Origin of the sequence: Stenotrophomonas sp. HMSC10F06, from assembly GCF_001807865.1 — a bacterium.
Taxonomy (GTDB): Bacteria; Pseudomonadota; Gammaproteobacteria; order Xanthomonadales; family Xanthomonadaceae; genus Stenotrophomonas; species Stenotrophomonas bentonitica_A.
The window spans coordinates 1-13,301 of the sequence record NZ_KV791263.1 but is presented as its reverse complement, the minus strand read 5'-3'; the positions used below and the strand labels follow the sequence as shown (position 1 = coordinate 13,301).

The following is a 13,301-nucleotide window of genomic DNA, read 5'->3' as shown; positions in this document are numbered from 1 at the left end:
CGCGCTTCGGGCGCGATGCGATGAGCGGCCTGCTGTGTCTGTGCCGCCAGGGGTTTGAACCGGAACTGGCCGCCGAGCTGTCCGAGCGTGCGGCCTATGCCAACGTAGCCGGCTATGCGCGCACCCAGCGCAATGACGGTTACGTGGTGTTCGTCACCGACGAAGGTGCGGCGCTGTCCAAGGCCCTGTCCTGGCGCTCGCTGATCTTCGCCCGGCAGAAGCTGCAGGTGCTGGCCGAACTGCCGCAGCTGGATGCTGCCGACCGCATCACCCCGATCCTCGCCGCCCTGCAGGGGCAGCAACGCTTCGGCGACATGTGGGTCGAACATCCGGACTCGGACGAAGGCAAGCCGCTGGCCGGCCTGGCCCGCGCGTTCGGCAATGCGCTGCGCCCGGCGCTGCGCAAGGCCGGCCTGCTGACCGACAAGCCGAACACCAGCCTGCCGCGCCTGCACATCGTGTTCGTGGATGGCCGTCATGCCTTCGTGTGCGTGGCCGACACCCGCGACAGCGCGCCCTGGCCGCTGGGCATTCCACGCCTGAAGCTGCTGCCCGACGCGCCCTCGCGCTCGGCGCTGAAGCTCGATGAAGCCCTGCTCACCCTGATGACGCCCGAAGAGCGCGAACTGCTGGTCAAGCCGGGCATGCGCGCGGCCGACCTGGGCGCTGCGCCGGGCGGCTGGACCTGGGTATTGACCCGCCAGCACCTGAAGGTGATCAGCGTGGACAACGGCCCGCTGCGCGAGCACGTGCTGGAGACCGGGCTGGTTGAGCATCTGCGCGCCGATGGCTTCCATTGGCAGCCGGAGACCCCGCTGGACTGGATGGTCTGCGACATGGTCGAACAGCCCCGCCGCGTGGCCGAACGCATGGCCACCTGGTTCCGCGAGGGCTGGTGCAAGCATGCGATCTTCAACCTCAAGCTGCCGATGAAAAAGCGCTGGGATGAAACCCGCATGTGCCTGGAGCTGTTCCAGGAACAGGCCGGCAGGCCGCTGCATCTACGCGCCAAGCAGCTGTACCACGACCGCGAAGAAATCACGGTGCTGGCCTCGCCGCTGCGCTGACCCACGCGCACCGCCGGTAAAGCCGGGCCATGCCCGGCTGGCCGCGCACCGCGCGGCAATGATCGAAGCACGCGCCGGCCGCCCGGCGCCCCCACGTCACGAACGGAGATTCCATGCGACGCCGATCAAACCTCATCCTGCTGCTGACGCTGCTGCCCACGCTTGCCCTGGCCCAGGTCCGCCCGCCGTCACCGGCGGTCAGCCAACCGCTGCGCGAGGTCCCCGCGAGCGTGCGCGCACAGCCGCTCTCGCAGGGCGAGGTGACCCATCAGGTGACGCTGGCCGCGCCGGCCGGCGAAGCAGCGGTAACGGTGCGTTCGGTGCAGCCGGTGAGCGTGGTCGGTCAGTACCGGATCGCGTTCGCGGCGCTGGATGTCGACGGCGACGGCTTCATCAGCCGTACCGAAGCGCAGGCCAACCCGACCCTGGCCGATGAGTTCAACGCGCTGGACGTGAAGCGGCGCGGCAAGCTGGACCGCGCCGACCTGGCTGGCTGGCTGATCGACTGAGCGCGCGGGTCACAGCCCCGCGGCGCGCTTCCAGAACATCGACACCAGCGGCGGCAGCTTGCCGGCGCAGCCCAGCGCGCGCCCGCGCGCCAGGGTCAGGTGCATTTCATCGTTGGAGAACACCGTATTGATCGCATCGAAGCTGTACGCAGCGACGGTGTTCTCGCTGCGGCGCTCGCGCGCCCAGCGCTGCAGGCGGTGCGGTGACATCCAGTCCTGGCGGCGCTGCTGTGCGGCCAGCACCATTGCCCGCAACGCAGCCACATCACGCAGGCCGAGATTGACGCCCTGCCCGGCCAGCGGATGCACCACGTGGGCCGCATCCCCCAGCGCGAGCACGCGGCCGGCCACGTAACCGGTCGCCAGCTGTCGGCGCAGCGGGAAGGCCGCGCGCCTGGAGGCCAGCGTCATCGCGCCCAGGCGGCCGGCAAAGGCGTTGGTCAGCTCGCGACCGAACGCCGCATCATCCAGCGCCAGCACGCGCTCGGCCTCGGCGTCGGGCAGGGTCCACACGATCGAGCTGCGGTGCGTGCCGATCGGCAGCACCGCCAGCGGGCCGGTCACCAGGAAGCGCTGCCAGGCCGTGGCTTCGTTGGCTTTTTCGGTATCCACGTAGGCGACCACGCCACGCTGGCCGTACTCCTGGCGCGTGACCTCCAGCCCGGCCAGCCGGCGCAGGGTGGATTCGGCCCCGTCCGCGGCAATCGCCAGCGACGCCTCGAGCCTGCGGCCGTCATCCAGGCGCAGGCGCACCCCGTTGGCGTCCTGCTCCAGGGCTTCCACCCGCGCCGGGCAGCACAGCTGCACGCCGGCCGCCGGCAGCGCCGCCCACAGGCGGTCCACCAGCAGATCGTTTTCCACGATCCAGCCCAATTGTTCGCGGCCGAGCGTGTCCGCATCGAAGCGCAGTTCATCGCCGCCGGCCGCATCCCAGACCCGCATCCGGCGGTAGGCACACGCCCGCGCCGTGCTCACCGCCGGCCACACGCCGAGCGCGGCCAGCAGCTGCGCATTGTCCGGCGCGAACGCATACACGCGCAGGTCCGGCTGCTGCGGCTGCCACGCGGCGGGCTCGCGGCCTTCGACCAGCGTCACCGTCAATCCGGCATCGGCCAAGGCCAGGGCGCAGGCCGCACCGACCACGCCGCCGCCGACCACCACCACGTCCTGCGAGCGCCGGCTCACAGGCCGGCTCCGCGGCACAGCGCCGGCACCTGACCGCGGAAGCCCATCGCGCCACCCACCAGCATCGACTGCATCGGCGTCGCCTGTGCCGCCAGCAGGCCGAGCGACCGCAGCGGCCGCATCAGCGGCGCCGGATTGCTGGTCAGGCGCGCCAGCCCACCGGAGAAGGCGATGGTCTGCTCGCGGTCCTCCAGACGCCGTGCCACGTGTTCGCGCAGCAGCGCATCGCTGCCTGCATCGTCGGCGTCGGCCACGAGTTCGGCCAGGGTCAGCGCATCGCGCAGGCCCAGGTTGAAGCCCTGGGCGCCCAGCGGATGGATGGTCTGCGCGGCATTGCCCAGCAGGACCGTGCGCTCACCGACCAGCGCGCGCGACAACACCTGGATCAAGGGGTACGCGCTGCGTGGCCCACTCTCCAGCAGGCGGCCGGCACGCCAGCCGATGGCCCCCTGCAGCCGGCTCACCCAGGCCGCATCGTCCAGCGCCATCACCGCATCGGCCTGCTCGCGGGCAACGCCGTGCACCGCACCGAAGTGGCGGTCGCCACGCGGCAACAGCGCGGTCGGGCCGGTGTCGGTGAAGCGCTCGTACGCGGTGCCGTCCGGCGCACGTGCGGCGCGCACCCGCGAGACGAACAGGGTCTGCTCGAAATCATGCTCGTCCACCTCGATCCCCAGCGCCTCGCGCACGCCGCTGCGGGTGCCGTCGGCACCGACCACCAGGCGCGCCAGCAGGCAGCGCTCACCGCTGTCATCGGCGATGAAGACCTGGCGATACCCGTCCACCGTGGCGCCCAGGCGCACGAACCGGGCCGGGCGATAGCGGGTCAGGTGGGCCAGCGTGTCCAGCCGCGCCTCCAGCGCCTGGCCGAAATCGCGGGCGACCACGACCTGGCCGAACCACGGGCGCTGGTACTGCGCGGCCGCCATCTGCACCCGGCCGAAATCGCCTGCGCGGCTGACATGGATGCGGGTGATCGGGCCGGGCGCAGTGGCCAGCTTCTGCATCACGCCCAGCGCGGTCAGCGCGTTGACGGTGGCGGCCGCGAAGCTGAGGTTGCGCTGGTCGAACACTGCCGGCAGCGTGCCCAGCGGCGAAGCCTCGACCAGGCCGACATCACGGCCGGCACGGTCCAGGGCGATGGCCAGGCTGGCACCGACCAGCCCGCCGCCTACGATCACTACATCATGTCGTTCACTCATGCCCGCCATGATAAGGGTTCGCCCGTTCGGGCGGCGTGCGGCGGGGTGCCGCAGCAGGCGCTAGAATGAATGCCTGCCCCCACCCGTCACCGCCATGACCTCCACTGCCCACCGCGCCTTCGTCCTGTCCGTGCTCGTGCTGCTGATGGCGGCCACGCGGGTCAACCATTTCGCGGCGATTCCGGATGCGTCCTGGGCGGTGTTCTTCATCGGCGGCTTCTACCTGCGCGCGTGGACCCGCGGGGCGTTTCCGCTGCTGATGGCGGTGGCGGTGCTGGTCGACTGGATCGTCATCCGCCGCAGCGGCCTGGACTTCTGGCAGCACTACTGCGTGTCACCGGGCTACTGGATGCTGCTGCCGGCCTATTTTGCCATGTGGGGCGGCGGCATGCTCCTGCGCGCCGGCTATCACGGCGCCAGCTGGGCCGCACTGGGCAAGGGCGCGCTGCTGCTGGTCGCAGCAGTAGCGGTCTGCCACCTGTTCGCCCAGGGCGGTTTCTACTGGACCAGCGACAACGTCGCCACGCCCACCTTCAGCGGCTGGGCGAAGAACTACGGCGACTGGTTCCTGCCCTACCTGCGTACCGCTGCGGTCTACGTCGGTCTGGCCGCCGCCCTGCAGCTGGCGACCGAACAGGTCGGCAAGCTGCTGCAGGCGCGCCGCGACGTTCTGCGCTGACCGCGGCCGGAGGCGACCGTGGGCAACCGCTTGTCCCGCATCTATACGCGCACCGGTGACGACGGCAGCACCGGCCTGGGCGATGGCAGCCGCGTGGCCAAGGACGACGCGCGGGTGGCCGCCTACGGCACCGTCGATGAAGCCAACTCGGCGCTGGGCGTGCTGCTTGCGGTGCCGCTGCCGGCCGATGTGCGCACCCTGCTGACGGTGATCCAGCACCAGTTGTTCGATCTGGGCGGCGAGCTGTGCATCCCCGGCCATGCCGCCATCCACGCGGCCGATATCCAGGCGCTGGAGCAGCAGCTGGATCACTACAACGCCGATCTGCCGGTGCTCAAGGAGTTCATCCTGCCCGCCGGTGGCGAAGCCGCTGCGCGCTGCCACCTGGCCCGCACCATCGTGCGCCGCGCCGAGCGCGAGACCGTCACCCTGGCGCGCCGGGAGACGGTCCGCCCGGAAGCGCTGCATTACCTCAACCGCCTGTCGGACCTGCTGTTCGTGCTCGCGCGCGTACTGGCCCGTGCCGACGGCCACGGCGAGGTGCTCTGGCGCCACGAGCGCCGCCACGCCTGAGCGGCCCCGCCGCCCCACCGGATATCCTGCCCGCATGCTGGTTTTCACCCACCCCGCCTGTCTGCAACACGATCCCGGCCGCGGCCATCCCGAATGCCCGGCGCGCCTGCAGGGGGTACTCGATGCGCTGAAGGCGGCCTATCCGAACCAGTTGGACTGGCGCGAAGCACCGCCCGCCAAGCTCGGCGAGCTGGCCCGGGTCCACGACAGCGAACTGATCGACCTGGTGCTCAAGCCGCAGACCGAGCCGTTGCGCCTGATCGACATGGACACCATGACCTCGCCCGGCTCGGCCAGCGCGGCCCTGCATGCAGCCGGTGCCGGCGTCGCCGCCGTGGATGCAGTGATGCTCGGCGACGACCCGGTCGCCTTCTGCGCGGTGCGCCCGCCCGGCCACCACGCCAGCGCCAGCACCGCCATGGGCTTCTGTCTGTTCAACAACATCGCCATCGCCGCGGCCTACGCGCGTGACCGCTACGGGCTGGAGCGGATCGCCATCGTCGATTTCGATGTGCACCACGGCAACGGCACCCAGGACATCTTCATCGCCGATCCCGGGGTGGCCTACTACAGCACCCACCAGGCCGGGCTGTTCCCCAACTCCGGCCTGCGCCGCGACCGCGGGGCCGGCAACCTGATGAACATCCTGCTGCCGCCGGGCAGCGGCGGCTTCCGCTTCCGCAACACCTGGGCCGACGAGATGCTGCCGGCCATCGATGATTTCCGCCCGCAACTGCTGCTGATCTCGGCCGGCTTCGATGCGCACATGCGCGATCCGCAGGCCGACCTGATGCTGGAAACCGAGGATTTCGCCTGGATCACCACCGAGCTGCGCGGCCTGGCCCGGCGCCACGGGGCCGGCCGGATCGTCTCCATGCTCGAGGGCGGTTACGACCTGCAGGCCCTGGCCGAGTGCAGCGTGGCCCACGTCGGCCAGCTGCGCTGAGCCGCGCGGGGCCGCCCGGCGAATGAACCCGGCCCCCTGCCTGGGCCGGACCTTCATTGCCCCTATGCAAGGGATGGGGCAAGCTACGATCCGTTTTCGTCCGAATCCGATACCGCGTGCGCCGAGCCCTCCGCCTGCTGCCCCTCCCCCTCAGTATCGCCATCTGCCTGCCGGCCCTGGCCGACGACAAGCCGGTGAACTGGGGCCTGTGCCCGGTGACCGACGTGCTGCCCGTGTTCGACGACGCGCCCAAGGCCGACAAAGCCGCGGCCGCGACGCGTGACCAGCAGCCGACGGACATCGAAGGCGACCAACTGACCGGTACCTCCGTGGTGCCCAACTACCAGGGCAATGTCGCGCTCAAGCGCGGCGACCAGTTCCTGGGCACCGACAACCTGAGCTTCGATACCGAAAGCGGCAACTACATCGCCGAGGGCAATGTCCGTTACCAGGACTCCTCGATCCGGATGAAGGCCCGTCGCGCCGAGGGCAACCAGGAAAGCGACACCCACAAGATCAGCGATATCCAGTATCAGCTGGTGTCCCGCCGCGGCAATGGTGGCGCCGAGTCGATCGACCTGCAGGGTGCGGTCGGCCAGATGCACCGCTCCACCTACACCACCTGCGATCCCTCGCAGCCGGTATGGAAGCTGTCGGCACCGCAGATCGAGGTCGATAACGACGCCGGTTTCGGCACCGCACGCAACGCGGTGCTGCGGATCGGCAAGGTGCCGATCCTGTGGGCGCCCTACTTCAAGTTCCCGATCGATGATCGCCGCCAGACCGGCCTCCTCTATCCGCAGGTGGGCCTGTCCGGGCGCAACGGCTTCGATTACACCCAGCCGATCTATCTGAACCTGGCGCCGAACTTCGACGACACCCTGATGCCGCGCTACATGAGCAAGCGCGGCTTCATGCTCGACAACGAATTCCGCTACCTCTACGACGGTGGCCGCGGCGAACTGCTGACCGCCTACCTGCCCAACGACAAGCTGCGCGACAAGGATCGCGGCCGCGTGGAGTTCAGCGGGTACCACAACATCAACGCCAACTGGCAGGCCCGTGCCAGCCTGGCCTGGGTCAGCGATGAGCGCTATCTGGAGGATTTCTCCAACCGGCTGCTCGGCGTGACCACCTCCAACCTGCAGAGCCAGATCGGCATCTACGGCACCGGCGAGAACTGGACCGGCGGCCTGATGGCCGATTACTGGCAGCTCACCGATTACACCCTGACCGAAGCGTCCCTGCCCTACGCCCGCCAGCCGCGCCTGTTCGTCAACTGGGACAAGCCGCTGCTGCCCTGGCTGGAAACCGGCGTGTACGCCGAAGCCGTCAACTTCACGCACCTGGATGTGCATGAGAAGTTCGGCGCCGACCAGGAGTACGAGCGCACCGGCGTGTCACGCAGCATGGACGGCGGTTCGCGCCTGGACGTGAAGCCATATGTCTCCATGCCCTTCAGTGGCGCGGCCTGGTACGTCACCCCGACCCTGGCCTACCGCTACACCGGGTACGACCTGGAGCGCGGCCTGGCCGACGACATCCGCCGGCAGAACCTGATCGCCGCCGGTATCGATCCGGCCACCGCGACCCCCGACCAGCTGCGCGGCAATACTTCGCCAAGCCGCAGCCTGCCGATCGGCACCATCGACGCTGGCCTGTTCTTCGATCGCGAGACCAAAATCGGCGATACCCGCTTCCTGCATACCCTGGAACCGCGCCTGTTCTACCTGCGCACGCCGTACCGCGACCAGAGCGATCTGCCGGTGTTCGATACGCGTGACTTCACCTTCAGCTGGGGCCAGCTGTTCCGCGATTCGCGCTATTCCGGCGCCGATCGGCAGAACGATGCCAACCAGCTGACCATGGCGGTGAGCACCCGTTTCATCGACCAGGACACCGGTAAGGAGCGCTTCTCGGGCAGCATCGGCCAGATCCTGTACTTCGATGATTCGCGGGTCACGCTCAACAGCAGTGAAACCCCGGTCGAGCAGGGCAAGTCGGCCTGGATCGCCGATACGAACTACATGATCAACGACCGCTGGACGCTGGGCGCCACCTACCAGTGGGACCCCAAGTACAAGCGTGAGGACCTGGCCAGCGTGCGCGCGCGCTACCTGATGTCCAACGACGGCATCGTCAATCTGACCTACCGCAGCCGTCTGAATCCGCAGGCCTCGACCACGGCGACCCGCCGTGACCGGACCCTGCTGGAGCAGGCCGACCTGTCCTTCCTGTACCCGCTCAATGAGCGCTGGAGCCTGGTCGGCCGCTATTACTACTCCATCCAGGACCGCGCTCCGCTGGAAATCATCGGCGGTGTGCAGTGGGACAGCTGCTGCCTCGCCGTTCGCGCCATTGCCCGCCGCTACGTGCGCAACCGCGAGGGTGAACTCAACAACTCCTTCCAGATCGAGTTCGTGCTCAAGGGCCTGAGCTCCATCGGCCAGAACACGGACCGCACCTTGCGCCGTGCTATTCTCGGGTACTACCGAGACGACCTCTATCTGGTGCCGCCCAGCAACACCGGTGCAGCCCGCGACGACTACGATCCGAATCAGATCCCATGACCAAGACCCTTCCCGTACTCCTCGCCTCCCTGCTGGCGGTCTCCTCCGCGACGGCCCCGTTGCAGGTGCTGGCCCAGCAGAGTCAGCCGCTGGACCGCATCGCGGCGATCGTCGATGAGGACGTCGTGCTGCAGAGCGAACTGGACCGTGCCGTCCAGAACATCAAGGCGCAGTACGCTGGTCGCGAAAACCAGCTGCCGCCCGATGATGTGCTCAGCCGCCAGGTGCTGGAGCGTCTGGTCCTGGTCAAGCTGCAGGTGGCGCGTGCCGAGAGCAGCGGCATCAAGGTCAGCGACCAGGAACTGAACCAGGCCATCAACGCCATCGCCCAGCAGAACGGCTCCACCCTGGATGCCCTGCGCCAGCGTCTGGCCAGCGACGGTCTGGATTTCAACGATTTCCGCAATTCGGTGCGTGACGAGATCACCGTCCAGCGCCTGCGCCAGAGCTTCGCGCAGAGCCGCATCACCGTCAGCGAGGGCGAAGTGGACGGCGCGCTCAAGCAGCAGGCCACCGTGGGCACCCAGTACCACCTGGCCCACATCCTGATCGGCCTGCCCGAAGGTGCCACCGCCGAGCAGATCACCACCGGCCAGAAGAAGGCCGATGGCGTCAAGGCACTGCTGGACAAGGGTGAGATCGACTTCAACGCCGCGGCTGTCCGTTATTCGGACAGCCCGAACGCGCTGGAAGGCGGCGACCTGGGCTGGCGTTCGCTGGATGAGATCCCCAATGCCTTCGCGCAGATGATGAAGGAAATGAAGACCGGCGACGTGGTCGGTCCGCTGCGTGGCCCCAGCGGCTTCCAGCTGCTGAAGCTGGTGGAGGTGCGTGATGCCAGCGCGGCTGCCGCCGGCGGTCACACCATCACCGAGTACCACGCCCGTCACATCCTGGTCCGCATCACCGACCAGCAGGACAACGCCGCGGCCAAGGCCAAGATCGACACGCTGCGCGCCCGCATCGCCGGTGGCGCCGAGTTCGACGCGGTCGCCAAGGAATCCTCGGAAGACAACAACAGCAAGGGTCAGGGCGGCGATCTGGGCTGGTTCCCGGTCGATGCATTCGGCCCGGACTTCGGCAAGCAGGTCGAAGGCGTGGCCGACGGCGGCGTGAGCCAGCCGTTCCGCACCGATGCCGGCTGGCATATCGTCCAGCGCGTTGCCACGCGCCAGACCGATGCCACCACCGACAACCAGCGTGCCCAGATCCGTGAAACGATCGGCCGCCGCAAGCTGGAGGAAGAGTACAACCGCTTCCTGCAGGAACTGCGTGGCGAAGCCTACGTGGACATGCGCGGCTATGCGCCGGGTGCCGCGGCGACCACGCCGCCGCAGTCCTGATCCATGTTCCCGCAGCTCGCGCTGGTACCGGGCGAGCCGGCGGGGATCGGCCCGGAGCTCTGCCTCCGCCTGATCCAGCAGCCGCGCGCCGATTGCCGGCTGCTGGCCTTCGCCGACCCGGATACCCTGCACGCCGCCGCCGCGGCGCTGTCGCTGCCGCTGCAGCTCCTGCCTGAAGACGCGATCGCCCGCCAGCCGGGCGATCTGCCGTTGCGGGTGGTGCCCAATGCGGTGCCATCCCGTTTCGGCACCCCCGACCCGGCCAATGCCGGCGCGGTGATCGGCGCCCTGCGCCAGGCCGGCCAGGCCTGCCTGACCGGTGAACTGGCCGGCGTGGTCACCGGCCCGGTGCACAAGGCGGTCATCAATGAAGGCGGCATCGCCTACAGCGGCACCACCGAACTGCTGGCCGACCAGGCCCGCACCCCGGTGGTGATGATGCTGGCCAACGAGATCGTGCGGGTCGCCCTGGCGACCACCCACCTGCCGCTGCGCTCGGTCGCCGATGCGATCACTGCCGAGAGCCTGGCCCTGACCCTGCAGATCGTGCACGACGCCCTGCAGCGCGATTTCGGCCTGGCCTCGCCGCGCATCGCCGTGCTCGGGCTCAACCCGCATGCCGGCGAAGACGGCCATCTGGGCCGCGAAGAGCTGGACCTGATCATCCCGCTGCTGGAGCGCCTGCGCGCCCGGGGCATGGACCTGGTCGGCCCGCTGCCGGCCGATACCGCGTTCCTGCCGGCCAAGCTGGCCGGATTCGACACGGTGCTGGCCATGTACCACGACCAGGGCCTGCCGGTGCTCAAGTACAGCGGCTTCGAGCAGGCCGTCAACATCACCCTGGGCCTGCCCTACCCGCGCGTCGCGGTCGACCACGGCACCGCTCTGGACCTGGCCGGCCGCGGCATCGCCGACCCCTCCAGCCTCCTCGCTGCCACCGCGCTGTGTGCCCGGCTGGCGCGCCAACGTACACTGGTGCCATGACTTCTTCGTATTCCTCCTCCGGCGCGCCCGGTTTCTCCGGCCCCGCCAAGAAGCAGCTCGGCCAGCACTTCCTCGCCGACCGCAGCTACATCGACAAGATCGTCCTGGCGGTCAACCCGAAGGACGGCGACCGCCTGGTCGAAATCGGCCCCGGCCAGGGCGCCATCACCCTGCCACTGCTGCGCCGCCACCCGAAACTGACCGTGATCGAGTTCGATCGCGACCTGGTCGGGCCGCTGGCGGCCGCCGCCGAGCCGCTGGGTGAGATGACCATCATCCACCGCGACGTGCTGCAGGTGGATTTCACCGAGCTGGCCGCCGGTAGTCCGATCCGCCTGGTCGGCAACCTGCCCTACAACATTTCCTCGCCGATCCTGTTCCATGCGCTGGACCACGCGGCGGTGATCACCGACATGCACTTCATGCTGCAGAAGGAAGTGGTCGACCGCATGGCCGCCGATCCGGGCAGCAAGGTCTACGGCCGGCTGAGCGTGATGCTGCAGGCGTTCTGCAAGGTGACCTCGCTGTTCGTGGTGCCGCCGGGTGCGTTCCGGCCGCCGCCGAAGGTCGATTCGGCCGTGGTGCGGCTGGTCCCGCGCGATCCGGCCACGGTCGGCATCCTGGACCGCAAGCGATTTGCCCACGTGGTCAAGGCCGCCTTCGGGCAGCGCCGCAAGACCCTGCGCAATGCACTGCAGAACGTATGCACGCCCGAGCAGTTCGAAGCAGCCGGGGTGCGCAGCGATGCCCGTGCCGAGCAGCTGGACGTAGCGCAGTTCATCGCGCTGGCGAACGTGCCGTACACCGACGGTGACGACGCCGCGCAGGGATGAGCGCCTCGCCCGCGGCCCCCGGGGCGCCGCGCGCACGTGGAACCGCCTGACCTTCATGACGGGGCGCTGCCAGCCGGGCAGCACTCATCTCATCGTGCACAACTTTTACTACACTGCCTGCATGAACGACGCTGCAAATTACGCGATCTCCGTCGAGGTCGCCCCCCGCTTCCTCGATGACCAGTCCACGCCGGAGGACGGGCGCTACGCGTTCGCCTACACGATCCGCATCCTCAACCAGGGGCGCGTCGCCGCACGCCTGGTGGCCCGCCACTGGCGGATCACCGATGCCAATGGCCGCACCGAGCGGGTCGACGGCGACGGGGTGATCGGCGAGCAGCCGCGGCTGCGCCCCGGTGAAGACTTCCGTTACACCTCCGGTGTCATGCTGGAGACCGAGCACGGCACGATGCAGGGGCACTACGACATGGTGGCCGATGACGGCACCGAGTTCGCCGCCCCCATCGCGCCGTTCGTCCTGACCGTTCCGCGCACACTGCACTGATGGAGGCGCACGCATGAGTGTCTGGGCCATCGGCGACCTGCAGGGCTGCTACGACGTCACCCAGCGGTTGCTGGAAAAGATCAACTTCGACCCCGCGGTCGACAAACTGTGGTTCTGCGGTGACCTGGTCAACCGCGGTGGGCAGTCGCTGGAAACCCTGCGCCTGGTCCATTCGCTGCGCGAGAGCAGCGTGATCGTGCTGGGCAACCATGACCTGTCGCTGCTCGCGGTCGGTGCACGCACCGAGGAAGAGCAGCGCAAGGTCAACCCGGACCTGCTGCGCATCGTGCAGGCCGAGGACCGCGACGAGCTGCTGGAATGGCTGCGCATGCAGAAGCTGGCCCATGTGGACCGTGAGCTGGGCTGGATGATGATCCACGCCGGCCTGGCCCCGAAATGGACCACCCAGCTGGCCGAGAAGCACGCCCGCGAGGTCGAGCAGCAGCTGCATGGCAGCGGCTACCGCAAGCTGTTCCGCAACATGTACGGCGACAAGCCGAGCTGGTCGCCCGGCCTGGCCGGCTACGACCGCTCCCGCGCGATCATCAATCTGTTCACCCGCATGCGCTACTGCACGCCGCGTGGCCGGATCGGGATCGAGGACAAAGGCACGCCGGGTACGCAGGAGCAGGGGCTGTATCCCTGGTTCGAAGTGCCGGGCCGCGCCGAGCGCGATCTGAAGATCGTCTGCGGGCACTGGTCCGCCCTGGGCCTGACCATCACCCAGGGCGTGCACGCCATCGATACCGGCGCGGTCTGGGGGGGCAAGCTCACCGCCCTTCAGCTGGATACCGACGAGCTGCGCGTGGTGCAGGTGCCGGGCCGCGATGTGCCCATGCCGGTCTCCGCGCCGCGTCCGCCGGCACGCCGGCCGGCCGCCGAAGGCACGCCGCCGAACGGGCGCC

At 69.0% G+C, this 13,301-nt stretch carries 13 protein-coding genes; 11 read left to right on the top strand and 2 right to left on the bottom strand.

Going from position 1 to position 13,301, the window contains the following annotated elements; all coding sequences use genetic code 11:
• Positions 1 to 20 precede the first annotated feature (20 nt).
• Both rlmM and HMPREF3113_RS06245 read left to right on the top strand, forming a co-directional pair.
• Complete coding sequence (gene rlmM / locus HMPREF3113_RS06250) at positions 21 to 1,067, top strand: 23S rRNA (cytidine(2498)-2'-O)-methyltransferase RlmM (RefSeq protein ID WP_046271994.1); 1,047 nt, start codon at positions 21 to 23, stop codon at positions 1,065 to 1,067.
• 113 nt (positions 1,068 to 1,180) lie between these two features.
• Positions 1,181 to 1,576 (top strand): EF-hand domain-containing protein, encoded by a 396-nt coding sequence (locus HMPREF3113_RS06245; RefSeq protein ID WP_070471481.1) that lies wholly within the window; start codon positions 1,181 to 1,183, stop codon positions 1,574 to 1,576.
• Between the two features lie 9 nt (positions 1,577 to 1,585).
• Here the strand turns inward: HMPREF3113_RS06245 and HMPREF3113_RS06240 are convergent, their stop codons facing one another.
• Complete coding sequence (locus HMPREF3113_RS06240) at positions 1,586 to 2,761, bottom strand: UbiH/UbiF family hydroxylase (RefSeq protein WP_070471480.1); 1,176 nt, start codon at positions 2,759 to 2,761, stop codon at positions 1,586 to 1,588.
• A complete protein-coding gene (gene ubiH / locus HMPREF3113_RS06235) occupies positions 2,758 to 3,963 on the bottom strand; it encodes a 2-octaprenyl-6-methoxyphenyl hydroxylase (protein WP_070471479.1) in 1,206 nt (401 codons plus the stop codon). Before ubiH ends, HMPREF3113_RS06240 begins: the two co-directional genes overlap by 4 nt.
• 94 nt (positions 3,964 to 4,057) lie before the next feature.
• On the opposite strand from ubiH, the gene HMPREF3113_RS06230 reads away from it, so the two are divergent.
• From HMPREF3113_RS06230 to HMPREF3113_RS06190, 9 genes are all read left to right on the top strand, one after another.
• Positions 4,058 to 4,642 (top strand): hypothetical protein, encoded by a 585-nt coding sequence (locus HMPREF3113_RS06230; RefSeq protein ID WP_070426657.1) that lies wholly within the window; start codon positions 4,058 to 4,060, stop codon positions 4,640 to 4,642.
• Between the two features lie 18 nt (positions 4,643 to 4,660).
• Positions 4,661 to 5,215 carry a cob(I)yrinic acid a,c-diamide adenosyltransferase gene (locus HMPREF3113_RS06225; RefSeq protein ID WP_070426656.1) on the top strand — a complete coding sequence of 185 codons (555 nt, stop codon included), beginning with the start codon at positions 4,661 to 4,663 and terminating at the stop codon, positions 5,213 to 5,215.
• Positions 5,216 to 5,249: 34 nt separating this feature from the next.
• Positions 5,250 to 6,161 carry a histone deacetylase family protein gene (locus HMPREF3113_RS06220; RefSeq protein ID WP_070471478.1) on the top strand — a complete coding sequence of 304 codons (912 nt, stop codon included), beginning with the start codon at positions 5,250 to 5,252 and terminating at the stop codon, positions 6,159 to 6,161.
• Positions 6,162 to 6,277: 116 nt separating this feature from the next.
• The gene (lptD, locus tag HMPREF3113_RS06215) at positions 6,278 to 8,731 is read left to right on the top strand and encodes an LPS-assembly protein LptD (RefSeq protein WP_019182426.1); all 2,454 of its coding nucleotides are present in this window, start codon (positions 6,278 to 6,280) and stop codon (positions 8,729 to 8,731) included.
• Positions 8,728 to 10,074, top strand: coding sequence for a peptidylprolyl isomerase (locus HMPREF3113_RS06210; RefSeq protein WP_019182427.1), 1,347 nt, complete (start codon positions 8,728 to 8,730; stop codon positions 10,072 to 10,074). Before lptD ends, HMPREF3113_RS06210 begins: the two co-directional genes overlap by 4 nt.
• 3 nt (positions 10,075 to 10,077) lie before the next feature.
• Positions 10,078 to 11,058 carry a 4-hydroxythreonine-4-phosphate dehydrogenase PdxA gene (pdxA, locus tag HMPREF3113_RS06205; RefSeq protein WP_070471477.1) on the top strand — a complete coding sequence of 327 codons (981 nt, stop codon included), beginning with the start codon at positions 10,078 to 10,080 and terminating at the stop codon, positions 11,056 to 11,058.
• Positions 11,055 to 11,891, top strand: a complete 837-nt coding sequence (gene rsmA / locus HMPREF3113_RS06200; protein WP_019182429.1) for a 16S rRNA (adenine(1518)-N(6)/adenine(1519)-N(6))-dimethyltransferase RsmA — start codon at positions 11,055 to 11,057, stop codon at positions 11,889 to 11,891. Before pdxA ends, rsmA begins: the two co-directional genes overlap by 4 nt.
• Before the next feature lie 121 nt (positions 11,892 to 12,012).
• Positions 12,013 to 12,396, top strand: coding sequence for a Co2+/Mg2+ efflux protein ApaG (gene apaG, locus HMPREF3113_RS06195; RefSeq protein ID WP_046272001.1), 384 nt, complete (start codon positions 12,013 to 12,015; stop codon positions 12,394 to 12,396).
• A gap of 13 nt (positions 12,397 to 12,409) precedes the next feature.
• The coding region (locus tag HMPREF3113_RS06190; protein WP_070471476.1) for a symmetrical bis(5'-nucleosyl)-tetraphosphatase at positions 12,410 to 13,301 on the top strand (892 nt) is incomplete at its 3' end.